This is a genomic window from Pandoraea sp. NPDC087047 (assembly GCF_044745225.1).
In the GTDB taxonomy this organism is placed as follows: Bacteria; Pseudomonadota; Gammaproteobacteria; order Burkholderiales; family Burkholderiaceae; genus Pandoraea.
The window spans coordinates 37,462-62,820 of sequence record NZ_JBIUZU010000004.1; the positions used below are offsets into that span (position 1 = coordinate 37,462).

Consider the following 25,359-nt stretch of genomic DNA (forward strand, 5'->3'; position numbering starts at 1 on the left):
GCACCAAACATCGATCCCCCGATGATGGAACTGCTTGACTCTTTGCTGCGCGGCGGCGCCGTGACGGCGCGTTTTTCTCGCGACGCCACGCTCCAGGGCATGCTCGACTTCGAGGTGGCGCTGGCCGCCGCACAAGCCGAGGCCGGTCTGATTCCGGCCGCTGCCGTCTCTCCGATTACCGCCGCCGCCCGCGCGAGCGAACTCGACTGGCCTGCGCTGCGCGACGACGCGGCCTGTGCGGGCAACCTCGCCATTCCTCTGGTCAAACAACTGACGGCCCGCGTGAAGACGCTCGACGCCGACGCCGCCCGCTTCGTGCATTGGGGCGCCACGAGTCAGGACGCCATCGACACCGGCCTCATCCTGCAAGTGCGTGGCGCGCTCGACGACCTCGGGGCGGATCTCGACGGACTGATCGCCCAACTCACCGAACAGGTCCGGCAGCATCGCGCGAGCGTCATGATCGGCCGCACGTGGCTTCAGCACGCGCTGCCGATCACCTTCGGCCTCAAGCTCGCAGGCACGCTCGACGCGTTGCTGCACGCTCGCACCGATCTCGCGCACGTTCGCGAGCAAGTGCTCTATGTGCAGTTCGGCGGTGCGGCGGGCACCCTGGCGTCGCTCGGCACGCAAGGGCCGGCGGTCGCGGCGGGACTCGCGCGTCACCTCGGTCTGTCGGATGCGGCAACGCCGTGGCACGGCCAGCGCGAGCGTATCGTGCGCGTGGGAAGCTGGGCCGCGTCGCTCACCGGCTCACTTGGTAAGTTCGCGCGCGATACGGCGCTGCTCACGCAGACGGAAGTCGGCGAGATTGCCGAGGCGTCCGGTCCGGGGCGCGGCGGTTCGTCCACGATGCCGCACAAGCGCAATCCCGTCGGCTGCGCGGCGGTGCTTGCCGCCGCGGCACGCACGCCGCAGCTCGTCGCCACGTTGTTCGCTGCCATGCAGCAGGACCACGAGCGCGGGCTGGGCACCTGGCACGCGGAGTGGGAAACGCTGCCCGAACTGCTCATGCTGTGCGGCGGTGCACTGGCGACGGCGCGCAAGCTCGTGTCCGACTGGACCGTCGACACGCAGCGCATGCGCGCCAATCTCGACGTCACGCACGGGCTCATCATGGCCGAAGCCGTAACGATGGCGCTGGGCGAATCGATGGGACGTCTCGAAGCGCATCGCCGCGTCGAAGCACGGTGCCGCGATGCGCTTGCCCAGCAGCGTCATCTGCTCGACGTGCTGCGCGAGGACGCCGACATTACCCGCGTGCTTTGCGCCGAGGCGCTCGAACGCCTCATGAATCCCCAGCATTACCTTGGCGCTGCCGAAACGTTCGTGAGCCGTGTGCTCGCGCTTGCCGATGCGGCAATAACGGCAGTGCCGCCCTCCCAACCCGGCAGGAAATCCAAATGAACGATCAGGAACGCTACGACAACGGCATGCAGGTGCGCCGCAGCGTGCTCGGCGACGCGCACGTGGACCGCACGCTCACCCGCCGCAACGACTTCAACGACGACTTTCAGGACTTCATCACGCGCTTCGCCTGGGGCGATATCTGGACACGTCCGGGCCTCACGCGCCACATGCGCAGCATGATTACGCTCTCGCTGCTCATCGCGCTCAACCGCGGCGACGAGTTTCGCATGCACGTGCGCGCCGCGTTCAACAATGGCGTGACACGCGACGAGATGAAAGAATTGTTCATGCACGCGGCGTTATACGCGGGTCTGCCCGCGGCCAATCAGGCGATTCACGACGCCGAAAAGGTCTTCGCGGAGATGGAAGCCGCCGATCCCGGTTCGACCACGCGCGTGCGTGGCGACGCGCAAGGTTGAGGAGGTCAGGCCAATGACTGTGGAATGTCTTATTGACGTTGGCGACGCCCAACTGCGTGTGGCCCTCGACGGCGACGAACGCGCGCCCGCGCTTGTGTTGTCCAATTCACTGGGCACGACGCTCGACATGTGGGGGCCGCAAGTGAGCGCGCTCGCGCGTGAGTTTCGCGTGATTCGTTACGACACGCGCGGGCATGGCGGCTCGTCCGTCACGCCGGGGCCGTACGTCATCGACCAGCTTGGGCGCGATGTCGTCGCGTTGCTCGACGCGCTGGATATCGAGTGCGCGAGTCTCGCGGGTGTGTCGATGGGCGCGATGACGGGCATGTGGTTGGGCATTCACGTGCCGCAGCGTCTGAATCGTCTCGCCATCGTTTGCTCGTCGGCGCATATCGGCGCGCAGGACGTCTGGAACGCGCGCATTCGCGCCGTGCAGGCCGAGGGCATGAACGCCGTGACCGATGCTGTCGTGTCGCGCTGGTTCACGCCCGAGTTCGCCGAGCGGGAGCCCGTGACGATCGAGCGTATGAAGGCGATGTTTCGCTCGCTCTGCCCGACGGGTTATGCGGCCGCATGCGCTGCCGTGCGCGATATGAATCAGTTGGACGAGATCGCGGCGATCAGGGCGCCGACGCTGGTCGTTACCGGCTCGGGCGATCTGGCGACGCCGCCCGTCATGTCGACGGCGATGGTCGAACGCATTCCCGGGGCGAAGCAGGTCGTCGTGCCGGGCGCGCATCTGTCGAACATCGAGTGCGCGCCTGCCGTGACCGAGGCGCTGCTGACTTTTCTACGCGCCTGATCCGGCGCGCAGCGCGAGTCAGGACTCGTCGCCCAGATGGGCGTGTTGCGCCGTTCGCCGGAAGGCTGACGGCGTGACGCCCACGTGCTGCTTGAAGACGCGGCAGAAGTACGCCGGGTCCTGAAAACCGAGTTCGTAGGCGACGTGAGACACCGGCGCGGGAATGTAGATGAGCTTGCGTCGCGCTTCGAGCATCAGTCGATCCTGCACCAGATCGAAGGCCGATTTCCCCGCGATGCGGCGGCACAGGCGATTGAGCTTGCTCTGCGTCACGTGCAGACGTCCCGCATACGCCGGGACGGCCCACGCTTCGGTGTAGTGCGTCTCGACCAGCGCGCGAAATCGTGCGAACAGGTCCAGTTCCGTGCGCCCGGTGCGCGTGGCCGAATCGTGATGCGCGTGCAGTCGCGCGAGCAACAGCAGCACGCTGCGCGTGAGCCATCCGACCATTTCCGAATGCCCCAGTTGCGGGCGCGAAAACTCGTCCATGATGAGGCCGAGCAGCGTGTAGAGACGGTCGCGCGTTTGCGGTACTTCGGCCAGCGGGAACAGCCAAGGTTTGCGCAGCAGCGACGCCATGTCGGCATCCGCGCCGATGGCCGCATCGAACGGCACGCTCTGTGCCATCGTGAGCACGAAGCCGTGCGCACCGCACGAGAAACGGAAGTTGTGCACCGCGGACGGATGCACCGTGATGACGGCCGGCCCTTCGACTTCCCACGTCGCGTCGTCGACGTTCGCTTCGACCTTTCCCTCGAAAATCGCGAGCACCTGAAACAGTCCCAGATGCCGGTGGGTATCGATATGCCAGTCGTAAAGGCGGCTGCGCGTCTCGATCCATTCGATATGGACGAAATCGCCGCTGTCGGTTTGCGTCAACTCGCCGTACAACGAGAATTCCGGAATCGTCTCGCGCGCCGCGCGCAGCCGGGGTGACGCGCCTGACATACTGGTTTTCCCTTGATCGAAGTTGTCGGAAAAGTACAAGAAAGTCGTCAATTCATCCATTCAACGCGACGCGCGCGCTCCATAAGATATGACGCATTCGCCCTTCGTGACAAGGCGTCGGAACGGCTTTCGACATGCTCGTTTACACGCAGTCCTAAGTTGGTGCAGCGCGCGTGAAGCCGCCAAGAAATGCAATCCGCGCGCATGCCGTTTCGCTGTCGCGAAATGTCCGGTACGGGTGTGCCGGACGAGGGGGCAATGACAGGAGACAACCTATGCGCACGCATTACCCCGTTGTTATCGTCGGCGCCGGTCCCGCCGGCCTGCTGCTCTCCCATCTGCTGCATTTGCAAGGCATCGAATCGATCGTGCTCGAATCGCGCTCGCGCGCGGCAGTCGAATCGACCATTCGTGCCGGTGTGCTGGAGCAGGGCACGATGGATATCCTCAACGATACGGGCGTGGGCGAGCGCATGCGTCGCGAAGGCGCAGTGCACCACGGGATCGAGCTGGCATTCGGCGGCCAGCGTCATCGCATCGCGCTCACCGAATTGACGGGCCGCGCCATTACCGTCTACGCGCAGCACGAAGTCATCAAGGATCTGATTGCGGCGCGCGAGGCGGCACAGGGCGAAATTCTGTTCGACGTGTCGAACGTCTCGGTGCACGACATCGATAGCGCGCAACCGAGCGTGCAATTCACGGTGGGTGGCGAGGCGCGGCGTTTGACGTGCGATTTCATTGCGGGCTGCGACGGCTTTCACGGCGTGTGCCGTTCGGCCATGCCCGCATCGGTGCGCAAGGAATACCAGCGTGTCTATCCGTTCGGCTGGTTCGGCGTGCTGGTGGAGGCGCCGCCGTCGTCGGACGAACTGATCTACGCGGCGCACGAGCGCGGCTTCGCATTGATCAGCACACGCTCGCCCACGGTGCAGCGCATGTACTTCCAGTGCGATCCGAACGAGCGCGCCGAGCCATGGAGCGACGAACGTATTTGGGAAGAGCTGCATACGCGCACGCAAAGCGATGACGGCTGGCGTCTCAAGGAAGGGCCGATCTTCCAGAAGAACGTGGTCGCCATGCGCAGCTTCGTGGCCACGCCGATGCAGTACGACCGTCTGTTCCTCGCAGGCGACGCTGCACACATCGTGCCGCCGACCGGTGCCAAGGGGATGAATCTCGCGGTGGCCGACGTGTGGCGTCTGGCACGTGCGCTCGACGAGTACTTCCATCGCGACAGTGAAGCCGGGCTGCAAGGCTACTCGGAGGCGGCGCTCAAGCGCATCTGGCGTGCGGAGCACTTCTCGTACTGGATGACGCGCATGTTGCATCGTCTGGACGACGCTACGCCGTTCGAGCAGCAGATGCAGCGCTCGGAGCTGGAGTATGTGGTGAGCTCGCGCGCGGCGTCGCTCATGCTGGCGGAGAATTACGTCGGTTTGCCGCTGGCCTGAGCGGCACACCTGAACGACGTCTATGGCCGGTCATCAGGAGGCCGCCACCGGTGTGCTATAACCGCCACCGGTGGCCTCACGCATAACCGTCCGTTATGGAAGGCCTCACGAAAGATCATTTCGGCAGGCGAGTGAAAGACGTACAGTAGCGGCAGAAATCGATGCCGCTGCACCGCAATAACGTCTCACCCAAGCCGCAGCAAGACGGCCATGACGGACAGCCCGCGCGCCGCCCCCGATATACGGCCGCGCGCCGGCGGCGAGGATTCCAAAAAAATAATGGGATGACCAATGGGACTGGGGGGCACCCCCGCCCGAGGAGACAGCTTCATGAATCAGCCACGCACGGTGGACGTGCCCGCCTATATCAACGCACAACGGTTTTCCGGCTATCAATGGCTGGTGCTGATCCTGTGTTTCTTCATCGTGGCCATCGACGGTTTCGATACTGCGGCCATCGGTTACATTGCGCCGGCGCTCGTGCAGCAGTGGCACATCGACAAGGGCTCGCTCGGTCCGGTGCTCTCGGCGGCGTTGTTCGGTCTGGCGGGCGGGGCGATTTTCGCCGGGCCGCTTGCTGACAAAGCCGGTCGCAAGATGGTGCTGGTGCTCTCCGTCGTGTTCTTCGGCGTGGCGAGCCTCGCGACGGCTTTCGCACAAGATCTTCAGACACTGACCGTGCTGCGCTTCCTGACGGGGCTGGGACTGGGCGCGGCGATGCCCAACGCGGTGACGCTGATCTCCGAGTACGCTCCCGAAGCGCGTCGCGCGGTGATCGTCAACACGATGTTCTGCGGTTTTCCGCTCGGCGCATCGCTCGGCGGTTTCGTGGCCTCGTGGCTGATTCCGCACTTCGGCTGGCATAGCGTGCTGGTGCTCGGCGGCGTGCTGCCGCTCGTGCTGTCGGTGCTGCTGATCGCCTGCCTGCCGGAGTCGGTGAAGTTCCTCGTCGTGCAGAAGAAGCCGGTGGAGCGCGTGCGGCGCATTCTGTCGCGTATCTCGGGCGAATCGCTCGACGACGTGGGTGCGTTCACCGTCAATGAAGCAGTACCGAAGCGCGCCGGCTCGGCCATCGGTGTGGTGCTCTCGAAGCAATACGGCTTCGGTTCGCTGATGCTGTGGGTGACGTACTTCATGGGGCTCGTGATCTTCTATCTGCTCACGAGCTGGATGCCGATTCTGTTCAAGGACGCGGGCTTCACCATCGAGCGGGCGGCCCTCATCACGGCACTGTTCCCGCTCGGCGGCGGCATCGGCACGATTCTGTCGGGCTGGCTGATGGACAAATTCAACGCGCAGAAAGTGGTCGCCGCGGGCTACGCGCTCACCGCGGCGCTGGTGTACGCCGTTGGTCAGGCGATCGGCAACATCGGCATGCTGGTCACGTTGATTTTCCTCGCAGGCACGGCGATGAACGGTGCGCAGTCGTCGATGCCGTCGCTCGCGGCGATGTTCTACCCGACGACCGGCCGCGCCACAGGCGTGGCATGGATGCTCGGTATCGGACGTTTCGGCGGTATCGCCGGTGCGCTGCTCGGAGCCGAGCTGGTGCGCCGGCACCTGGGCTTCTCCGCGACGTTCTCGCTGCTGGCGATTCCGGCGGTGGTTGCGACCGCAGCGCTGCTTGCCAAGAACGCGTGGGAGCGCGCCAGCGGCAATCTTTCGGCGCAAAACGCCAGCGAGGCGCGCAATTCGGCCGCCACGCACTGACAGGCAGTCAATCGATTGACCGTAGCAGTCGTTGTACCTGACGCGGCGCCTTGTGCGCCGCTTTTTTTGGCGCGCGCGATATCGGCCGCGTTGTTCAGCGCTTCGCGAGCGCGTCGATCATCGCCATCGCGGCGGCCGGATTGCGCTCCTTGAAGCCGCTGATGACATAGAGAAACACATCGCGATGTTTCGCCTTGGGCGGCGCTTTGGCGATCGTGTCGAGATCGCCCGGCACGCCGCCATGCGCAAAGGTCTGCGCGCGTGCCAGCCACTGCGTCATGACTTTGGGCGCGTAGCCGAGCTTGTAGCGTGCTTCCGTGCCCATGAGACGCGCATAAACGAATGGCGCGGTGACGTCGGCGATGCAAGGGAATTTGGCGTCTCCGGCAAGCACGATCGCCATCTTGTACTTGCGCGCGAGCGCGACGAATTCGGGCACCGCAAAGCTCTCATGCCGGACTTCGAGCGCGTGACGAATGGCATGCCCGCCTGCGGTACTCGGCAGCAGTGTCAGGAAGTGCTCGAAGTCCTCGGCATCGAAGACTTTCGTCGGTGCGAATTGCCAGTTCACGGGGCCGAGCTTCTTGCCCAGTTCCAACACACCGCTGTCGAAGAAGCGCGCGACGGACTCACCCGCGTCGCCCAGCACGCGCCGGTTCGTGGCGTAGCGCGACGCCTTGACCGAGAACACGAAGTCGTCAGGCGTCTCCTCGAACCAGTGGCGAAACGTTGCAGGCTTTTGCGAGCCGTAGAACGTGCTGTTGATTTCGATGGACGTGAGGTGCCGGCTGGCGTACTCGAGTTCGCGGCGCTTGGGCCACTTCTCGGGATAGAAGGTGCCTTGCCAAGGGGCGAAATTCCAGCCGCCGACGCCAATGCGAATGCGCTTGTCGGACGCTGCGACGGCTGAGCCGGAGGCTTTGGGGGAGCGGGTCGTCGCCATCGGGGAGTCGCGCACGCGGCGGTGCGCTTTCGGTGGGATGAAGTCCCCGATGGTGGATCAACGAGGTCGCGCGCGTCAATGGTGCCGACGGCGCACCCGTGTCTGTCAGCGTTGCTGCGACGCTTCAGGACCGCTTGCGTCCCAGGTGCAGCATGCGCTCGCGCACCTCTTCTTCCGAGCGCCAATGCTCCGCCGGTTTGACCAGATCGCTGCGACTGATGATGCCGATGAGCTTGCGCGAGGCGGCGTCGCTTACCACGGGCAGACGCTCCAGGTGATGGGCCGCGAAGCGCGCCGAGACGACGCGTCCCGTCTCCGACGCCAGCGCGACGAGCGGCGGATTGACGCCATACAACTGCCCCAGGGTTTGCAGCCCTTGTTCATGCGCGCGGGTAAGCGCATGACGATCCACCATGCCGAGCACCGCACGCGAGGCATCGACGACGGGATAAGCGCGATGACGCTGCCCTGCGCCGAAAGCCTGTTGCGCCGCGTCGTCGATCGACATATCGGCGGCAAGCGCCTGCGCGTCGCGCGTCATCAATTCGCCTACGTGCAGGCGCTCGAGCGGATCGACGCCGTATTCGCGATGGATGTGACGCCCGCGACGCGCGATCTTCTCCGTCATGATCGAGCGCGGCATGATCCAGATCGTGATGCCGTACGAGATGCCGCAGGTGAGCAGCAGCGGCAGCAGCGCATTCACGTCGTGGGTGAGACCAAGCGCGAAGACGATGGCGGTGAGCGGCGCGCCGAGCACACCGGCGAGCGTGGCGGCCATGCACACGAGCGCCCACAGCGTGATGTCGCCACCCGGCAGCACCGGCGCAAGCAGCGTGCCAAGTCCCGCACCGATCATGAGCAGCGGCGCGAGTACGCCGCCGGACGTGCACGAACCCAATGCAATCGCCCAGATGAGCGCCTTGACGACCAGGAGGGCGAGCGCGGCGTGCAGCGTGAAGTGTCCCGCGAGCAGATCGGCGATCACGTCGTAGCCGACACCGAGGGCGCGGGGCTGGAGATAACCGCCAATGCCGACCGCGAGGCCGCCAATGGCGGGCCACCACATCCAGTGCACCGGCAGCTTGTGAAAGGCGTCTTCGATGGCATACAGCGCGCGCGACATCCCGGCGCAAAGCAGCCCGGCGCACACGCCGGCGATCAGGCACGACACCAGCGCAATCGGCGCGACGGCGGGTGTCGCCATGGGGAAAAGCGGACCGGCTTCGAGCAGCAGCGGTCGAGCAAATCCGGCGACGGCACACGCCACGATCACCGGCAGCAGGCTGCGCGGCCGCCATTCGAACAGCAGCAATTCGACCGCGAGCAGCACGGCGGCGACCGGCGTGCCGAACACGGCCGTCATGCCTGCGGTGGCGCCAGCGACGAGCAGCGTCTTGCGCTCCGCCGAACTCAAATGAAAATACTGCGCGATGAGCGAGCCAATGGCCCCGCCCGTCATGATGATCGGACCTTCCGCGCCGAAAGGGCCGCCGCTGCCGATCACAACGCCCGACGAGAGCGGCTTGAGCACCGCCACGCGCGGCGACATCTTGCTCTTGCCGAACAGGATCGCCTCGATGGCCTCGGGAATGCCGTGGCCGCGAATCTTGTCGCTGCCGAAGCGCGCCATCGCCCCGACGATCAGACCGCCGATGACCGGTAACGCGATGACTGCCGCGCCGAGCGTGTTGCCGGCGGGAGAGCGGGGCGCGAACGAGAGTGTCTGATAGAAGAAGAGGTTGGTGAAGCCCTGAATCAGGTTGAGCAGCAGCCACGCCGCGGGCACGCCGCAAAAGCCGATGACGGCGGCCAGCACAAGGAGACGCGGTAGCCCCGGCGCGCGTGCAAAGTCGCGCGTATGAGCGGGCGCGGCCATCGGGGGCTGTGTCGACGGCGTCGGTGTGTGGTGAGGAACGGAAGCCATGACAGTCCCGGGATTACAGATGAACGCCACGAATGTGGAAGATATCCGCGAAGGTGCTCAGCTCGTTGCGGTGTTGCGCGGCGAGACTGGCGAGACACGCTTCGCCCGCCGGGGAGAGATGCACCTCGACCACGCGCCGGTCGCTCTCGTTCTGACTTCGGGTCACGAGGCCGGCCTTCTCACAACGCGCCACGAGCGCCACCACGCTGTGATGCACGGCTTGCAGGCGCTCCGCCAATTCACTGATGGACGCCCAATCGCGACCGGGGATACCTTTCACATGCAGCAGCAACAGATATTGCTGCGGCGTGATGCCTCCCTCGCGCGCCGCGGTCTCGCTGAAATTAAGGAAGCGGCGCAGGCGGTAGCGGAATTCCGAGAGCGCTTCGAAATCGCTCTTTGTCAGCGCGCCACCGGTGATCGGCTTGTCCGATGCGGGGGACGGAGGCGCAGAGGATTGGGGCGTTGACGGCGTTGAGGCAGACATAAATCGGCGGCCAAAGAAATGGGAAAGGTCTGAAAGCGAAAAAATATATCACATCACGATATATTTGGACGGGCTTAGGGATAGTCGGGGTGACAAATCGGGGCTGGCGCGTGCAGAATCCCGAAAAAACGAGACTCAGTAGAGACTGGAACTCGATCCCCGCCGAGACGTAGCGATACGGTGTGCCGGTTGACGCATGCCGGCGCCAAGCGTCCCCCGAGCGGGCCGACCTCTGACAGGGAGGAGACATGGCTTCCACGGTCCGACGCCGTTGGCGTACGGGAACGTTGTTGTTGCTGTCGGTGGCACTCGGTTCTACCGTTGCCGCCTATCACTACGCCACGGGCTTCGAAATCGGTGGCGGCGTCTTTCAGCAGATCGGATTCGGACGTCAGGCCACGTCGTCCGGCCCGGCCGCGCGTGCGCGCGGTGCGCCGTCTCCCTGTTCGGGGAGCGATTGTCCCGACGAAGACGAGTCTCCACCACGCTGAACGATAGCCGCACCCCATTGCCGGGTGCGGCATTTCCACATTCCCGCTTGAAACACCTCACGCAGACCGACGCTCATGCGTGATGGGTCACGTCGCCTGCCGCATGATTCATTGTGGTTCGACCTTACCTGAACACCATGAGATGGCGCCCTCGAAATCAGACTCGTCCAATTGAAAAAAAACCGGGATCGAATCAGGATGCATGCTCTGAATTCCGCGGAACATTCCATGAATCGGAAGGGGAGTTGAGTCATGAGGGTTTCGAGCGCACATGGATAAATTTTCATGTGCATGAGAAATTCCTCTGCTATGAAGCGGGGGATTTAAAAGATGTCATTGGGCGGAATATTTTAATCTTGAAGAAGTAAATCAACCTCCAGGTCGGAATTTGATCGACTTCGGCGACATTTGCCGTATTGCGTGAGAGCGAAGACGCCTATCGCACATCAAGGCGATTTTACGCGCAATACGCGACCAGCCCTGCGACCCCCCGCGCAGGGCCCCCCATGGCAGGAAAGCGCGCATTTCGCGAAAGGGACTCCCATTCGCGGTCATGGGGCATCGATAGAGAGATGAATCGGCTTCGTTAGCTGACAGACGTCATTTTGCCGTCTGTTCGGTGGCGCGTGGCGTATTCGCCGATGGCGTGATTTTTACGTACGAATAAGTTAATCGAAAATTCCATATAGTCAGGGCACACAGCATGACCACTATTCAATCCTCCGGAAATTCTGCTTACTATCCTCAGTATGACGATCAGGGTGGCGACGCCGCCAGCTCATCGAATAATCCGCAGCAAAATCCGGCTGGCGCCAACAACCCTGCTTCCGAGCATACGAATGCGGCCTCGTCGGCCCCGGCAGCTCCCGCGGCGCCGACGGAAAGCGGCAGCCCGCTCGCAACACAGGACACCCCCGGAGCACCTTCGGCACCCCCAGCACCTTCGGCGCCTCCCGCGCCCTCGACCGCATCGACTCCCTCGACGTTGTCGCGCCTCATCAATGGCGATTCGAATTCGAACGGAACAACGGAGCAGCCTTCGAAAGAGGGGGCGGCATCCGATAATTTTTCCGTAAGCGACGCGCAGGTCGACTGGGACAATAAAGGTCGAATGCTGAAGGAATTGGGAAAGGCCGACGGGCAGCCCACCTTCAATATCTTTTCATCGAGAGTGACGCCGCATCCGGAATCTGAACTCGGCCGTGATCTGAATCGTGGCATTGCGGATTTCAAAGAGGCAGAGAGCGACTTATTTGCCAATAAAGATTTCGTGAGCCAGGCGAAAAAGAAGAATGCAGACATTGTTAATTTCAGGACAAATGCCACGGCTGGCTCAATAGATGGCCTGGATAGTCGCGGAATCCCTGTTGCGACCGTGTATCGCAAGGGGATGCCGGGAGAACAATCCAGCGAATGGAAACCGAAGGTCGATAGCATTTTCAATAAGTATTCCCAGCTCGAAGAAAAGTTCAGTTGGAATGGAAAGGATGATTCCGTCTCGCTCACCAAGATGCTGACGCATTATGGCAATGAGAAAAAGTTCGTGAAAAGAGGCGAGCATGCCGGCGCCTATAACTATTCGTCGGCCATGACGCCGGATCAAATCAAAAGAATCGAACACGGTATCAGGCAAGATCAGAAGGAAATCGGTAACAAGCTGTTTGACCACTATCAGAACAACGCGCAGGTCAATGGCCTTCTGAACGATGACGACAGAAGCGTATTGAACGAGTCGGTTTCCAGGCTCGAAGACAATCTCGGGAAGCCGGTACTCGATCACTTGCAGGAGAAACATCCCTTCAATGCTGGCGAAAGCGCGAAGGAATGGCTGACGCGCGCGCTGGCGTCACCCGAAATGAAGGAGTTCGGAACCTCGCTGCTATCCGATCTCAATTGGGTGGGTGGCGCACCGGGAGAGGAAACCGCACCGGGAACTCGCGAGAGTCTGGTGCTGAATGCACTGGCAGAAAAGCTCGATCCGTCAGCCGAGCACAAGGATGGTCATGTCGGTGGTTATCACATCGATCAACCGGACAATCTGGGACGCAGCTACAAAGACATCAAGTCGGACTTCGTCAAGCACTTCGATGCATCCCCCTCCCGAACACCGTCGCAATCCGCACAGGTGAAGGCGGAAATATTGAGCCCGCGTTTGCCGCCCGATTTTGCCGTCAAGGACACCCCGGCAGGTCTCCGATATGGAAGTTCGATGGAGTGGGTGAATTTCAAGCATGGTGTCAGTCTTGCCGAAGCCGCAGAACCGGGGGCATCAAAAGAGATGTCCGCGGCGGATCTGATTGCGCTTCCGGCCAAGGTGGCCTCGGAAATCGATCTGGCGCCGGAGGCAGACAAGAAGTCATTGAGCGACGTGCTGACCGAAACGCGAATGTATCCGGCGGCGCAATGGGCGGCGACGCACGGGATTCTGCCGCAAAAGGAGGTCTCGGAATACACGGACGCCGAACTTCAAACGGCAGCCGAGGCGCTGGATGCGCACGTAGACGAACACGTCAAAGCACTCGACACCATGGTTTCGCCTCCGACGCGCGCGAGCATCGCGGACGCAGAGTTCAAGCAATGGAAGGCAAACTACCCGAAGCTGACCGGCGACCTCGATCCCAAGACATTCATGATGCAGCGCATGCACACGAATGGCGATATCGGTGGCAATGGCCTGAAGTACTCGCTCTACGATCTCGCCATGTCCGGCGCGTTGAAAAAGCCTCTCAACGGTGCAACGTGGCAGCCCGTCAAGGAGAAGGGCGAAAGCCTTTCCCAAAAGATGACGCGGCAATCCATGGCAAAGGCCATTGAACATCTGGGCAACATCAACGACAAGTTCAACAGCGCCTTTGAGAAGCACATCGAAAAGGAAAAGAGTGCTTACGCGTTCCAGGTCAACAGCCTGATATCGACGCTTCCGGAGAAAGACCGTCAGATCATCGAGCGTGGCGAAGTGAGTCTGTATTCGGTACGCGACGGAAGAGCCTTCGAAGTGGGCCAGCCGGGCAAATCGTTCCTGGAAGAAAACAAATACCGTGACGGGTTCATTCTGCGTTCGAACCACGAGGGCACGGTCGACTATTACCAGATCTTCCCCGGGAAGAATTCCGTGCAAAAGGTCGAGCACGGCGCATGGCCCGACGAACTGCCCTGGCGCGAGGCGAAGCCGACAGGATTCAAGGAAGGCGCAACGCATACCCCGACACGCGTCTATTACCAGAGCGGCGAGCGCCGTGACCCGGCGACGATTCCGCTCACCGAGAGCGATTATGGGAATGCGCCAGAGGGAAAAAGCCAGGATGCCCGCGTCTATTTCAATAAGATGGGGGCCGTTTATCCGAAACACGAGGCTTCCGGAGCCGACGACACTGCGCAACCCTCAACGCGGATAAGCGACATCTCCAACTTCATCGGTCAGGAGCATTTCCTTAGCAGCGACAAGCAGCGCAAAGCGGGCTTGGCCGATGTCACGAAGAATGAGGCGGACACCAAGGCGGGGAACGAGAAGTGGGAAGCGATCACCAAAGCGGTCGTTCCGCTCTGGGGACCCATTACCGATCTTGCCTCCGGAGATCCGCGCAAGCGCGCTAATGCCGGATTGGAACTGGCCACCACTGCGGCTTCCCTTGCGGTGCCCGGGGCGAAATTTGCGGCCGGTAGTTTCAAGGTCGCAAGTACGGTCGGACAGGTTGGAATTAAGTCGGCTCTCCCGAAATTCGGTGAGTTGACGGCCAAATTGATTGCCTCGACCGCCGCCACATTGAATCCGATCGACGGTATTCCGCAGTTGATTTCCGGTGGCGTGAAGAAGCTCGGGAAAATTACCGGATCCTTGGCGTCGGAAGGGAGCGGAAACGGCGAAGTGGCGTCGCAACTCGTACGCAATGCAGGATCGAAAGAATCACCCGAGTATTTCAATTTTGACGCCGCATCGGGAAAGCCGGTAGGGCCAAAGCTGGATGTATTGCCCGCCCGGAGCGTGAATCTTCAGGGGTATCCGGCACTGGACAAGCTGCCGGACGGTGCGACACGCAAGCCCGGTAACAGTGGCATTTACGACCACCAGGGCAAAGAGTATGTGCGCACGGACGACGGGAAATGGCGGGAAACGAATTTCGCGCAGGGTGAAAGGTATATCAAGCACGCCTCGAGAATCGGCGAGAAATATCAGGTCGTCCCGTCGACTGAAGGAAGCTGGAAAGTTCTGGATCGCCCCGGCTTGAATGGTGGCGGCAAGCTTGGCGGCCGCTCAAGTGCCAGCGCAGCAAGCGGGATTGAAAAATATCATGTTGAAAAGCCGGGCAGCCTGGCAGCTTCCGCAGACCCGTACGGTGTGTACGGTTCAAATGGCCGCTCGTACGTCAACATGAAAAACGACAAATGGGTCGAGGTGCAAAAGCTTGAAGATAATCCGCCCATGTTCCAGGCCGTACGCGGCGACGGAAAGGCCGAGCACGGCCCGGTGCTGGTGAACGACGGGAAGGACAAGTTCAAGGTGATGGACAGGGACGGTGGCGTGACGTATCACAAAGCCACAGCGGAAGACTTTGGCACCTATCGTGTCGCGCAGAATCAGGTCAGCCAGATGGACGTGCCGCCATTGCACAATCCGAATGACCCGAATGCAAAGTTCTTCCTGGCTTCTTTCGACGGCACCGGAAACGATGGCGATGCGATTACCGCCGGGCGTACCAATGTCGCGGAACTTACCGAGCAGTATGGCTATGCGGCGATGAAGGATAAAAACATTCACGCCGCCTATGTTGAGGGGCCAGGCACGCAAAAGAGCAAACTGGCCGCCGGCGTCGATGCGCTGACAGGGCGCACATTCTCCGATCGCCTCGATCAGATGTATGGGCAATTGAAGACACAGGCGCAGAAATGGTATGCAGAGAATCCGAATATCAAGCTGAGCGTGATGAACGTCGGTTTCAGTCGCGGTGCTGAAGAAGCCGCCGGATTTTCTCGTCTGCTGCACGACCGCGGCCTGACGGTGACGGGGAGCGACGGCAAGGTGATCGATCTGCTCAAGAGCGATCGCCTCGATCAGGGGGTCATGCTGTTCGATCCGGTCGGCACGGGGGCGCCGTATGTTCACGACCGGAGTCTGCCGAGTTCCGTGAAAACCGGTCTTCAGATTAACGCGATCGATGAAAAGCGAGATCAATTCAGAAACACGCAGATCATCGTCAACAAGGAGCCGGCGAAGCCATTTCTGGCGGTTTCCGTCAGTGGCAGCCATTCGGATATCGGGGGCAGCTACCATTTGAACGGACTGTCTCGCATGAACGGCGGCATGGCTGTGGATTATATGAGCAAGGCCACGGGCGTGGAGTTGAAGAAGCTGTCTGTCCCGCCGCAGGGAAGTCCTCTCTATACGATTCACCATTCCGAAGAGATGGGGCCGGCTTTCCTGAAGAAAATGATCACGCGCAAATTCGATGAGGGGGGCTTCCGGGTCGGTGTGCCGAACGATGTCATTTCGCACCGCAGGTCAGCGCTGTATTACGGATACCTGCGCAAGTAAGCCGTTGGGGCGGGGCGGACGATCTCTTGGGGGATGTCGGTGGCGCGGTAATATCGCGCGATGGACTCCCTCATCGCCGCTTCCGCCCGCGCGTTGGCCGCCGGCGATCCGCTCGGGGCGCTGCGCCGCGTCGCCCTTCGTGACGATCCGCCAGCGCTTGCGGTGCGTGGTATCGCGATGGCGCAGCTTGGCGATTTTCCGCGCGCGCGCGATTTGCTCAAGCGGGCCGCTCGCGGGTTCGGCGCACACGAGGCGCTGGCGCGCGCAAGGTGTGTCGTCGCAGACGCCGAGGTCGCCCTCGCCATGCGCGATCTGGGCGGCTCTCCGCGCTCGCTGCAAGCGGCCGCTGCGTTGCTCGCGGGGCATGGCGACACCTCCAACGCCATGCTCGCGCGGCTGATTGCCGCTCGGCGTCTGTTGCTGCTGGGCAAGCTCGACGCCGCGGCGCAAGCGCTTCACGAAGCCGCGCTGCCGGACGTGCCGGCACGTCATGTCGCGGTGCATGCCCTGAGCGTGGCGGAGCTCGCGTTGCGCACCCTGCGCATTGCCGACGCCCGCAACGCGATTGCGCGTGCGCAAACCGCCGCCGCCGCTGCCGATGTGCCCGCGCTCAGTGCCGAGATCGACACGCTTCGCGAGGCGTTGGCGCGTCCCGCGGCGAGGCTGCGGCAACACGGCCGTGAGCACACGCTGTGTCTGGAGGACGTGGCGGTGCTGCTGCATTCGGACACGCTGGTCGTCGACGCCTGTCGTCGCGGTGTCGGCACGGGCAACATCTGGCGTCCGCTGGCCCGGCGGCCCGTGTTGTTCGCGCTCGCGTTGCAATTGGCGAGCGCGTGGCCGGGCGACGTGGACCGGGAGACGCTGATCGCCGACGCGTTCCGACTGCATCGCCCCGACGAGACGCACCGCGCACGTCTGCGTGTCGAACTCGGCCGCCTGCGCGCCGTGCTCAAGGGTGTGGCCGAGATCAATGCGACGCCGCGCGGCTTCGCGCTGCGAAATACCGGCACGAATGCCGTCGCCATGCTTCTGCCGCCCATCGACGGGGAACGCGCATCGCTGCTCGCCTTGCTTGCCGATGGCGCCGCGTGGTCGACGTCTGCCCTCGCGCTCGCGCTGGGCGCCAGTCAACGCACCGTCCAGCGCGCCCTCGGGGAACTGGAAGCGCAGGGCCGCGTGCGCGCCATCGGACGCGCGCGTGCACGACGCTGGATGGCGCCGCCGCTCACCGAATTCACGACGATTTTGTTACTCCCTGCTGGATGGTCGTTTGGCTAGAGTGGACTTGCGCGCCGAACGCGGCGTAACAACCGGAGCCTGATATGACGAGCAAACCGCAACGAAACTTCCGCACCGCCGCCGTGAGCGCGGCCGACATCACGGGCGAATACGGCCCCTTCCCGGGGGCCGAGCGTATTCACGGCGTGACCTTCGACGCACAGCTGGTCTGGGCCGCCACCGGCGAAAAACTTGTGGCCTTCGACCCGGCCAGCGGCGAAGTGCGCCAGACCATCGAGGCATTCAGCGATGCCGGGACCGCGTTCGACGGCAAGCATCTCTATCAGGTCGCGGAAACGCGCATCGACAAGATCGAACCGTCGACCGGTCGCGTCGTGCATTCGATTCCGGCACCGACGAACGGCAGCAACTCGGGGCTGACGTGGGCCGAAGGCAGTCTGTGGGTGGGGCAGTATCGCGACCGTCGCATTCTGCAAATCGATCCGGCCGACGGGCGCGTGCTGCGCAGTATCGAGTCCGACCGGTTCGTCACCGGCGTGACCTGGGTGAACGACGAGCTGTGGCACGGCACATGGGAAAACGACGAGAGCGAACTGCGTCAGGTCGACCCGGCCGACGGCGAGGTCCTCCAGCGGGTGCAGATGCCTGACGGCGTGGGCGTGAGCGGTCTGGAATATGACGGCAAGGGCCTTTTCTATTGCGGTGGCGGCGCCAGCGGCAAGGTGCGCGCCGTGCGCTATCCCAAGGGCTGATCGCCCCCGTCTCCCGATGGCCGCCGCCGCGCGGTCGTCGCCATAGCCGCCAGGCTATCGGTCTCGATAGTCTGGTTCAATTGCATAGATTTCAATAATCAATTTCTATATATCGATAGCATTCGGCATACTGGCAACACTTTCCACCCCGTCCAAGAGACTACGACATGCCGATCATCAACACCCAGATCAAGCCGTTCAAAGCCAACGCCTACCAAAACGGCGATTTCATCACCGTGACCGACGAAACCCTGAAGGGCAAGTGGTCGGTGGTGGTGTTCTACCCGGCCGACTTCACCTTCGTGTGCCCGACCGAGCTGGGCGATCTGGCCGACCATTACGAAGAATTCAAGAAGCTGGGCGTTGAGATCTACAGCGTCTCGACCGACACCCACTTCACGCACAAGGCCTGGCACGACACGTCGGACACGATCCAGAAGATCCAGTACCCGATGGTTGCCGACCCGACGCTGGCGATCTCGCGCAACTTCGACGTGCTGATCGAAGAAGAGGGTCTGGCACTGCGCGGCACGTTCGTGATCAACCCGGAAGGCGAGATCAAGCTGTGCGAAATCCATGACAACGGCATTGGCCGTGACGCCAAGGAACTGCTGCGCAAGGTGCAGGCGGCTCAGTACATCGCCGCACACCCGGGCGAAGTTTGCCCCGCCAAATGGACGCCGGGCGCTCAAACGCTGAGCCCGTCGCTCGACCTGATCGGCAAGATCTAAGCTTCACCCGTATCACTGCAGCAAGCGCCGCTCTTGTCATGGAGCGGCGTCTCCTGCCGGCGCGCGGGTCCCCCCCTGAACCCTGCTGCGCCGGCACCCAACCCCGAATTCCCGACGCTTACCTGCGCCTGCCCCCGGCCGACGCGGTGGACCTCGCTCACCCTATCGAGACGGAAAAAAGCCATGTTGGACGCGAACCTCAAAGCCCAGTTGCAAACGTACCTCCAGAAAGTCACGCGCCCCATCGAGATCGCCGTGTGGCTCGACGATAGCCCCAAATCGGCCGAAATGAAGGCGCTGGTCGACGAGATCGCGCCGCTGTCGGCAAAGATTGCCGTCGTGGCGCGCGACGATGCCGGTGAGCGCCGTCCGTCGTTCGCGATCGGTACGCCGGGCGAGGCACCGCGTATCCGTTTCGCCGGTCTGCCGATGGGGCACGAATTCACGTCGCTGGTGCTCGCGCTGCTGCAAGTCGGCGGCCATCCGCTCAAGCTCGACGACGACACCATCGCGCAGGTTCGCGAGCTCGACGGCGACTTCCGTTTCGAGACGTATATCTCGCTGTCGTGCCAGAACTGCCCGGAGGTCGTGCAGGCGCTCAATGTCATGGCGCTCATCAACCCGCGCATTCAGCAAGTCACGATCGACGGCGCGCTGTTCCAGGGTGAAGTCGAAGCGCGTCAGGTGATGGCCGTGCCGACGGTGTTCCTCAACGGTGAATCGTTCACGCAAGGCCGCACCAGCGTGAAGGAACTGCTCGCGAAGCTCGACACAGGCGCCACGGCGCGTGCGGCGAAGGCGCTCGAGAACAAGCCGGTCTACGACATGCTGATCGTGGGCGGTGGCCCTGCCGGTGCCGCCGCAGCGATCTATGCGGCGCGCAAGGGTATCGCGACGGGCGTAGTTGCGGAGCGCTTCGGCGGTCAGGTGCTCGACACCATGGCCATCGAGAATTTCATCTCGGTCACGCACACCGAAGGCCCGAAGTTCGCCATGGCGCTGGAGCAGCACGTGAAGGCGTATGACGTCGACGTGATCGACACCCAGCGTGCCGAAGCGTTGATCCCGGGCAAGATTCACGAGGTGCATCTGGCCAGCGGTGCGGTGCTCAAGGCCCGCGCCGTGGTGCTGGCGACCGGTGCGCGCTGGCGTGAAATCGGCGCGCCGGGCGAGCGCGAATACCGTAACCGTGGTGTGGCGTACTGCCCGCACTGCGACGGCCCGCTCTTCAAGGGCAAGCGTGTGGCAGTCGTGGGCGGCGGCAACTCGGGCGTGGAAGCGGCTATCGATCTCGCCGGCATCGTCAAGGAAGTCACGCTCATCGAATACGGCACGCAACTGCGCGCGGACGAAGTGCTTCAGCGCAAACTGCGCAGCCTGCCTAACGTGCGTGTATTGATGAATGCGCAGACCACCGAGATCGTCGGTGACGGCCAGAAGGTGAGCGGTCTCACGTATCGTGACCGCACATCGGGTGAAACGTCGACCCTCGCGCTCGAAGGGGTCTTCGTGCAGATCGGTCTGGTGCCGAACACCGAATGGCTCAAGGGCACGTTGGCGCTCTCGCGTCATGGCGAGATCGAAGTCGATGCCAAGGGCGCGACGTCGGTGCCGGGTGTGTTTGCCGCGGGCGACGTGACGACCGTGCCGTTCAAGCAAATCGTGATCGCGGTTGGCGAAGGTGCCAAGGCATCGCTCGGCGCGTTCGAACATCTGATGCTCAGTTCGGTGGAAGACGAAGTGGCAGTGCCCGAGAAAGTGGCTGCCTGACGGACGTGCTGTACCGGTTGTCATCGTTGTACCGGTCTGACGAAAAAGTCCTCACGCGTGATGCGCGTGAGGACTTTTTTTCATGGTGCGCCGGTTGCGCCCGTTGTGCAGATACGCCCGGAGACGCTTAGCCGTTTGCCGGTTTCGCGTTGAGTTTCGAGGCGAGGCCGAGCAGCGTGCCGCTCACCGCCATCGACACGACCCCCATCGCCATGCCCTGACCGATGGAGCCCTGCTCGAACTGACGCCACACGAAGATCGAGACTGTCTGCACGCCGCTGGGCGCGAGGAGCAGCGATGTCACCAGTTCGCGCGAGGCGATGGCGAACACGATCATCAGCGACGCGCCGAGCGCAGGCATCACCAGCGGCAACGTAATGCGCCGCAACGCCACACCGGCAGGTGCGCCGTGCACGCGCGCCGCCGCTTCGAGCGAGGCGGCCGTCTGACGCAAGGCGGCGCTCGTATAACGCACCGGATACGGCAGCAGCAGACAGCTGTACGACAGCAGCAGAATGCCCCAGGTGTTGTATGGCGTCACGGGCCAGAACGGCAGGTTCCACGCGAGGATCAGCCCCACGCCGACGACGATGCCCGGCAAGGCATGCGGCAGCAGCGAAAGACCGTCGATCAGCAGGCGTGCACGCATCGTCGACTTCACGACACACCACGCACACAGGAACCCCAACACTCCGGTCACGAGCGACGTGCCCAGCGCCAGCGACAGACTCGTCGCCAGGGCTTCGAGACCTTCCGCGCCTTGGCCGAGCAAGGCCGCGAAGTGTGCTGTCGTCAGGTTGCCGAACGACAGACCGCCCGAGAGCGTGCCGGAGAACGCCGTTGCCAGAATCGAGAACAGCGGTGCAACCGTTGCCAGCAGCGCCACCAGTGCGAAGCCGGACAGGGCAAGGCCTTTATATCGTCCCAGCTCACGCGGGGGTGACGCAATGGGCTTGCCGGTCTGCGTCTCGAAGTCCTTGCCCGCCGCGAGCCGGTGCTGCAACACGAAGGCGAGCAGGGCCATGACCGCCAGCACCACTGACAGAATCGACGCCCCCGGCAGATCGATCGGCCAGTCGGCAAAACGGCCTTCGATCGCGGTGACGAGCACCGAGAAGCCGGCGCGTGCGCCCAGCGCTGCGGGCGCGCCGAACTCTTCGATGGCCATGGTGAACGCGAGCAGCAAGCTGGCCGCGAAGGCCGGAAGCGCCAGCGGCAGGGTCACGCGTGCAAACGCGCGCCATGCCGACGCGCCGTGCACGCGCGCGACGTCCGCCAGTCGAGAGCCTGTGGTGGCGAGCGCGCGTGAGACTGCGAAGTAGACGACCGGGAAGATGTTGAGCGTCATCACGAAGACGAGGCCCGGTAGCGAGAACAGGAACTGCCCGGCGTCCAGCCCGGTGAGCTGCTGGGCGTAGCCGCCCGTTTGCAGCAACAGCATCCAGCCGAGTGCCGCGAGATACGGCGGCACGAGAAATGGCAGGAGGAAGCACAGATCCCAGAGCCGGGCGCCCGGTACCTGGAACAGGCCGCGAACCGCCCCCAGCGCACCGCCGACCAACGCCGTGCCGAGCGCCACCGACAAGCCGAGCCGCAGCGTGTTGGTGACGAGCGGCAGCGTGCTGTCGTGCGACAGCGTGGGCCAGACAGCGGAGAAGGGCTCGCGAAATGCGTCCAGCGAGCCCTGCGCGAGATGCGCAAAGACCGCCTGTAACAGGACGAACGCGACCGGCAACGCCACCACGACGGCGAGGGCTGCAACCGTCGCCGCGGGGAGTAGTCGGAACGATTTCACCGTCAGTGCTGGCCGTTGAGTTTGGCGAAACGTGCCAGGACTTCGGCGCGCGAGGCGCTCGACGATTGGGCGTCGCCTTGCGGCAGCAAACGCAGATCCTTGAACGACGCACGCTTGATGGCGATGTCTTCGCGCGCCGGAATCAGCCACGCTTCGGCCACCATTTGCTGACCTTCTTCCGAGAGCACGTAGTCGATGAACTGACGCGCTTCGTTTTGCTGCTTCGACGTGTTCAGAATCATCATCGGACGCGGCGCGATGACCGTGCCGCTCGTCGGGAAAATCACCTTCACGGCTTCGCCATTGGCTGCGGCGGCATAGGCGACGTAATCGACTGCACCGAACACGGCCGCCTTCGCGCCCTGGAGCACCGGGTTGAGCGCCTGGGCGTTCGGGCCCGAGACGACCATGCCGTTGTGCTTGAGATCGTCGAAGAGCTTCCACGCTTCGCCGCCCAGGCGCGCTTGCAGACCCAGCAACAAGTCGGCGGAGGCACCCGAGAGTGCGGGGTCGGGCATCGTCACGAGGTTGCGGTAGGCAGGCTTGGTCAGATCGCGCCAGTCATGCGGCTCGGGCGTGCCCGATTTGGCGTTCCACACGATGCCGAGTGCCGAGAGACCTTGCGCGACGTAGTGCGACGTCTTGAACGGTGCAGGCACGCGCGAGGCGTTGGCGCTCTGGAACGGGGCCAGCCAGCCGCGCTTTTCGAGATCCTGCGCGGTGTCCCACGAGGCCGAGATCAGCACGTCGGCGCGCGGGTTGGCTTGTTCGGCTTCGATGCGTGCCATGACCTTGCCGGTCGTGGCCTGGAATACATCGACTTTGATGCCGGTCTTCTTCTCGAAACCTGCAGCAAGCTTCTTGCTGAGGTTGCCGGGGCCGGCGGTGTAGACGGTCAGCGCATGTGCGTGTTGCGCGCCGACGCTTGCAGCAAAGGCCATGGTGAGTGTCGCGATAATTTTGCGGTGGAGCATTATGGGCTACCTCGTAATACGTTTGTCAACGCGCCCGTGGGCGAGGATCACGATCTGGTCGGCTAGCGCCTCGGCTTCGTCGCGGTCATGGGTCACATAGACGGCGGTGGTGCCAAGGCGCGAGAGCAGCGCGCCGATGTCGGCGCACAAACGCGTGCGCAGATCGCGGTCGAGGTTGGATAGCGGCTCGTCGAACAGCAGCAAGCGCGGGGCCGAGACGATGGCGCGTGCGAGAGCAACGCGCTGTTGCTGACCACCGGAGAGTGCCTGCGGGCGGCGCGAGCCGAGGCCGGCCAGGCCGACGAGCGAGAGGGCGTCTTCGACACGCTCGGCGCGCTCTGTGCGTTTCACACCGCGCATCTCAAGCGGGAAGGCCACGTTGGCGGCCACACTCATGTGCGGCCACAGTGCGTAGTCCTGAAAGACCATGCCCAGCGAGCGCAGCTCGGGAGCGTGGCAAACGCTGGCGCTGGCGATAACCGTGTCGTCGAAACGGATTTCGCCCCCGGTGGGGGCGAGCAGGCCGGCGAGCAGTTTGAGCAAGGTGCTCTTGCCGCAACCCGAGGGTCCGAGCAGAGCGGTCGTGGTGCCGGCCGGGACATCGATATCGATGCGGTCGAGCACGCGCGCCGCACCGAAGGTCTGGTGCAGCGCGCGCAGCGACACGGACACGCCCGCCAACGACGGCGATGTGCCGCCCTGCATCGCGCGAGTGTCGCTGGTCATCAGAACGTGTGCTTGATGCCGGCCATCGTGCCGAACTGGTTCTTGCCGGCGACCACGTTGGTGCCGAACCCGTTCAGACCGAGGTCGGAGCCGTTGCGGTTCACGACATAGCCCATGTTGACGTAGACGTCCGTACGCTTCGAGAAGCTGTAGTCGGCGCTGACCTGGAACGATAGCGGGTCGCGGTTCGTACCGTAGAAGTCCTGGTACATGGCCGTGGCCGAGAGGTCGAGCGCCGGCGTGGCGTGCCACGTCGAGCCGATCCAGTAGTAGCTCGACGCTTCCACCGGGCTCTTGTTCAGGGCCGAGAGGTGGATCGCCTTGGCGTTCAGGTAGCGGTAGCCGACATAGAGGTCGACGCTTTGCAGCGAGTACTGCACGGCGGCGGCGATGCGTCGGTCGATGTTGCCTTCGTAGCCACCGACCTTCGAGGTCATGGCGGCGTTCGGCAGGGTCGAGCCACCGTTCTTCTGGTCGTAGGCGACGACGAACGACAGCGGGCCGTTGGCGTAACGCACACCGGCGTCGACGACCTGGGCGCGGCGGTTGTCGCCCGGCGTGGTGCTGGCCGCACCGAAGCTCACGTCGTCGTAACCCTTCGAGTACTGGACCATGGCTTCGAAATCACCGAGCTTGGCGGTGTAGCGGAAGCTGTTGTCCAGACGGTCGGAGAACGCCGTGTCTTGCATCTTGATGGCGTACACGGCGTTGTTGAGCGGGTTGAACTTGCTCACCCAGTCAAGGAACACGCCGCCCTGACGGCCGATCGTGAAGGTGCCGTACGCCTTGTTCGACAGGCCGACGTAGGCCAGACGGCCGAACTCGCGGCCGCCCTGGAGCGACTGGCCGTTGCCGAGGTTAAAGCCGTTTTCGAGCAGGAACAGCGCCTTGTTGCCGCCGCCGAGGTCTTCGGTGCCCTTCAGGCCCCAGCGCGAACCGGCGAGGTTGCCCGAGGTGAAGCGCGTGAGGTTGACGGTGCCGCCGGAGGCGTTCTTGTCGGCGTTGGTGAGGAATTCGACGCCCGAGTCGATCAGCCCGTAGAGCTGAACGTTTGACTGGGCCATAGCGGGCACGGGCAGGCTGCTGGCGAACGCCAGGTAGCACCCGGCCGCCGCGATGCGGAGGTTGGGTTTCATTACAAGGTCCTCTTTGGGATTAAATTGAGTCGCCAATGTAAGCGGCCAACATGTCGCGAACATGACAATGCATCGTCATCCGAAAGAGGGGCGGCCGTGCAAGCGGCCGGCG

The 25,359-nt window shown here is 63.2% G+C and carries 19 protein-coding genes; 11 read left to right on the forward strand and 8 right to left on the reverse strand.

Going from position 1 to position 25,359, the window contains the following annotated elements; genetic code table 11:
* Positions 1 to 21: 21 nt before the first annotated feature.
* Genes ACIPHM_RS08160 through pcaD form a run of 3 tightly spaced genes read left to right on the forward strand, consistent with a single transcriptional unit; the run spans position 22 to position 2,631 of the window.
* Positions 22 to 1,407, forward strand: coding sequence for a 3-carboxy-cis,cis-muconate cycloisomerase (locus ACIPHM_RS08160; protein WP_400326679.1), 1,386 nt, complete (start codon positions 22 to 24; stop codon positions 1,405 to 1,407).
* The gene (gene pcaC, locus ACIPHM_RS08165) at positions 1,404 to 1,829 is read left to right on the forward strand and encodes a 4-carboxymuconolactone decarboxylase (protein ID WP_400326681.1); all 426 of its coding nucleotides are present in this window, start codon (positions 1,404 to 1,406) and stop codon (positions 1,827 to 1,829) included. The genes ACIPHM_RS08160 and pcaC overlap by 4 nt, the downstream gene beginning before the upstream one ends.
* 13 nt (positions 1,830 to 1,842) lie before the next feature.
* Positions 1,843 to 2,631 (forward strand): 3-oxoadipate enol-lactonase, encoded by a 789-nt coding sequence (pcaD, locus tag ACIPHM_RS08170; RefSeq protein ID WP_400326683.1) that lies wholly within the window; start codon positions 1,843 to 1,845, stop codon positions 2,629 to 2,631.
* An 18-nt stretch (positions 2,632 to 2,649) separates the two neighbouring features.
* Here pcaD and ACIPHM_RS08175 read toward each other — a convergent pair whose 3' ends face one another.
* Positions 2,650 to 3,579 carry a helix-turn-helix domain-containing protein gene (locus ACIPHM_RS08175; protein ID WP_400326685.1) on the reverse strand — a complete coding sequence of 310 codons (930 nt, stop codon included), beginning with the start codon at positions 3,577 to 3,579 and terminating at the stop codon, positions 2,650 to 2,652.
* A 275-nt stretch (positions 3,580 to 3,854) separates the two neighbouring features.
* Between ACIPHM_RS08175 and ACIPHM_RS08180 the strand changes: the two genes are divergently transcribed.
* Both ACIPHM_RS08180 and ACIPHM_RS08185 read left to right on the forward strand, forming a co-directional pair.
* Entirely contained in the window at positions 3,855 to 5,033 is a 1,179-nt protein-coding gene (locus ACIPHM_RS08180) for a 4-hydroxybenzoate 3-monooxygenase (RefSeq protein ID WP_400326687.1), read from the forward strand.
* Positions 5,034 to 5,363: 330 nt separating this feature from the next.
* Complete coding sequence (locus tag ACIPHM_RS08185) at positions 5,364 to 6,743, forward strand: MFS transporter (RefSeq protein WP_400326689.1); 1,380 nt, start codon at positions 5,364 to 5,366, stop codon at positions 6,741 to 6,743.
* Between the two features lie 94 nt (positions 6,744 to 6,837).
* Here the strand turns inward: ACIPHM_RS08185 and ACIPHM_RS08190 are convergent, their stop codons facing one another.
* The 3 genes from ACIPHM_RS08190 to ACIPHM_RS08200 form a co-directional block, all read right to left on the reverse strand.
* Positions 6,838 to 7,686 carry a DUF72 domain-containing protein gene (locus tag ACIPHM_RS08190; protein WP_400326691.1) on the reverse strand — a complete coding sequence of 283 codons (849 nt, stop codon included), beginning with the start codon at positions 7,684 to 7,686 and terminating at the stop codon, positions 6,838 to 6,840.
* A gap of 124 nt (positions 7,687 to 7,810) precedes the next feature.
* Complete coding sequence (locus ACIPHM_RS08195) at positions 7,811 to 9,565, reverse strand: chloride channel protein (protein WP_400327476.1); 1,755 nt, start codon at positions 9,563 to 9,565, stop codon at positions 7,811 to 7,813.
* Positions 9,566 to 9,626: 61 nt separating this feature from the next.
* A complete protein-coding gene (locus ACIPHM_RS08200) occupies positions 9,627 to 10,100 on the reverse strand; it encodes a MarR family winged helix-turn-helix transcriptional regulator (protein WP_400326693.1) in 474 nt (157 codons plus the stop codon).
* A gap of 248 nt (positions 10,101 to 10,348) precedes the next feature.
* Between ACIPHM_RS08200 and ACIPHM_RS08205 the strand changes: the two genes are divergently transcribed.
* The 6 genes from ACIPHM_RS08205 to ahpF all read left to right on the forward strand — a co-directional run bounded on the left by ACIPHM_RS08205 (position 10,349) and on the right by ahpF (position 20,616).
* Complete coding sequence (locus tag ACIPHM_RS08205; RefSeq protein WP_400326696.1) at positions 10,349 to 10,591, forward strand: hypothetical protein; 243 nt, start codon at positions 10,349 to 10,351, stop codon at positions 10,589 to 10,591.
* Positions 10,592 to 11,294: 703 nt separating this feature from the next.
* Entirely contained in the window at positions 11,295 to 16,121 is a 4,827-nt protein-coding gene (locus tag ACIPHM_RS08210) for a phospholipase effector Tle1 domain-containing protein (RefSeq protein WP_400326699.1), read from the forward strand.
* A 60-nt stretch (positions 16,122 to 16,181) separates the two neighbouring features.
* Positions 16,182 to 17,402, forward strand: a complete 1,221-nt coding sequence (locus tag ACIPHM_RS08215; RefSeq protein WP_400326702.1) for a helix-turn-helix domain-containing protein — start codon at positions 16,182 to 16,184, stop codon at positions 17,400 to 17,402.
* Positions 17,403 to 17,446: 44 nt separating this feature from the next.
* Positions 17,447 to 18,115, forward strand: a complete 669-nt coding sequence (locus tag ACIPHM_RS08220; protein ID WP_400326704.1) for a glutaminyl-peptide cyclotransferase — start codon at positions 17,447 to 17,449, stop codon at positions 18,113 to 18,115.
* Between the two features lie 167 nt (positions 18,116 to 18,282).
* Complete coding sequence (gene ahpC, locus ACIPHM_RS08225; protein ID WP_400326706.1) at positions 18,283 to 18,846, forward strand: alkyl hydroperoxide reductase subunit C; 564 nt, start codon at positions 18,283 to 18,285, stop codon at positions 18,844 to 18,846.
* 183 nt (positions 18,847 to 19,029) lie between these two features.
* Positions 19,030 to 20,616, forward strand: a complete 1,587-nt coding sequence (gene ahpF, locus ACIPHM_RS08230; protein ID WP_400326708.1) for an alkyl hydroperoxide reductase subunit F — start codon at positions 19,030 to 19,032, stop codon at positions 20,614 to 20,616.
* 127 nt (positions 20,617 to 20,743) lie between these two features.
* Here ahpF and ACIPHM_RS08235 read toward each other — a convergent pair whose 3' ends face one another.
* The 4 genes from ACIPHM_RS08235 to ACIPHM_RS08250 are packed head-to-tail and all read right to left on the reverse strand — an operon-like array spanning position 20,744 to position 25,247.
* Positions 20,744 to 22,411: an ABC transporter permease gene (locus ACIPHM_RS08235; protein WP_400326711.1), complete on the reverse strand. Its 1,668-nt coding sequence runs from the start codon at positions 22,409 to 22,411 to the stop codon at positions 20,744 to 20,746.
* 2 nt (positions 22,412 to 22,413) lie between these two features.
* Complete coding sequence (locus ACIPHM_RS08240) at positions 22,414 to 23,352, reverse strand: ABC transporter substrate-binding protein (protein ID WP_400326713.1); 939 nt, start codon at positions 23,350 to 23,352, stop codon at positions 22,414 to 22,416.
* A gap of 39 nt (positions 23,353 to 23,391) precedes the next feature.
* Positions 23,392 to 24,111: an ABC transporter ATP-binding protein gene (locus ACIPHM_RS08245; RefSeq protein WP_400326716.1), complete on the reverse strand. Its 720-nt coding sequence runs from the start codon at positions 24,109 to 24,111 to the stop codon at positions 23,392 to 23,394.
* Positions 24,111 to 25,247, reverse strand: a complete 1,137-nt coding sequence (locus tag ACIPHM_RS08250) for a porin (protein WP_400326718.1) — start codon at positions 25,245 to 25,247, stop codon at positions 24,111 to 24,113. The genes ACIPHM_RS08245 and ACIPHM_RS08250 overlap by 1 nt, the downstream gene beginning before the upstream one ends.
* Positions 25,248 to 25,359: the final 112 nt, after the last annotated feature.

What these genes read in the sequence shown, in the direction of transcription:
- ACIPHM_RS08160 (WP_400326679.1), top strand. Translation starts at nt 22, where the DNA reads ATGATGGAACTGCTTGACTCTTTGCTGCGCGGCGGCGCCGTGACGGCG.
- pcaC (WP_400326681.1), top strand. Translation starts at nt 1,404, where the DNA reads ATGAACGATCAGGAACGCTACGACAACGGCATGCAGGTGCGCCGCAGC.
- pcaD (WP_400326683.1), top strand. Translation starts at nt 1,843, where the DNA reads ATGACTGTGGAATGTCTTATTGACGTTGGCGACGCCCAACTGCGTGTG.
- ACIPHM_RS08175 (WP_400326685.1), bottom strand. Translation starts at nt 3,579, where the DNA reads ATGTCAGGCGCGTCACCCCGGCTGCGCGCGGCGCGCGAGACGATTCCG.
- ACIPHM_RS08180 (WP_400326687.1), top strand. Translation starts at nt 3,855, where the DNA reads ATGCGCACGCATTACCCCGTTGTTATCGTCGGCGCCGGTCCCGCCGGC.
- ACIPHM_RS08185 (WP_400326689.1), top strand. Translation starts at nt 5,364, where the DNA reads ATGAATCAGCCACGCACGGTGGACGTGCCCGCCTATATCAACGCACAA.
- ACIPHM_RS08190 (WP_400326691.1), bottom strand. Translation starts at nt 7,686, where the DNA reads ATGGCGACGACCCGCTCCCCCAAAGCCTCCGGCTCAGCCGTCGCAGCG.
- ACIPHM_RS08195 (WP_400327476.1), bottom strand. Translation starts at nt 9,565, where the DNA reads ATGGCCGCGCCCGCTCATACGCGCGACTTTGCACGCGCGCCGGGGCTA.
- ACIPHM_RS08200 (WP_400326693.1), bottom strand. Translation starts at nt 10,100, where the DNA reads ATGTCTGCCTCAACGCCGTCAACGCCCCAATCCTCTGCGCCTCCGTCC.
- ACIPHM_RS08205 (WP_400326696.1), top strand. Translation starts at nt 10,349, where the DNA reads ATGGCTTCCACGGTCCGACGCCGTTGGCGTACGGGAACGTTGTTGTTG.
- ACIPHM_RS08210 (WP_400326699.1), top strand. Translation starts at nt 11,295, where the DNA reads ATGACCACTATTCAATCCTCCGGAAATTCTGCTTACTATCCTCAGTAT.
- ACIPHM_RS08215 (WP_400326702.1), top strand. Translation starts at nt 16,182, where the DNA reads ATGGACTCCCTCATCGCCGCTTCCGCCCGCGCGTTGGCCGCCGGCGAT.
- ACIPHM_RS08220 (WP_400326704.1), top strand. Translation starts at nt 17,447, where the DNA reads ATGACGAGCAAACCGCAACGAAACTTCCGCACCGCCGCCGTGAGCGCG.
- ahpC (WP_400326706.1), top strand. Translation starts at nt 18,283, where the DNA reads ATGCCGATCATCAACACCCAGATCAAGCCGTTCAAAGCCAACGCCTAC.
- ahpF (WP_400326708.1), top strand. Translation starts at nt 19,030, where the DNA reads ATGTTGGACGCGAACCTCAAAGCCCAGTTGCAAACGTACCTCCAGAAA.
- ACIPHM_RS08240 (WP_400326713.1), bottom strand. Translation starts at nt 23,352, where the DNA reads ATGGCCTTTGCTGCAAGCGTCGGCGCGCAACACGCACATGCGCTGACC.
- ACIPHM_RS08245 (WP_400326716.1), bottom strand. Translation starts at nt 24,111, where the DNA reads ATGACCAGCGACACTCGCGCGATGCAGGGCGGCACATCGCCGTCGTTG.
- ACIPHM_RS08250 (WP_400326718.1), bottom strand. Translation starts at nt 25,247, where the DNA reads ATGAAACCCAACCTCCGCATCGCGGCGGCCGGGTGCTACCTGGCGTTC.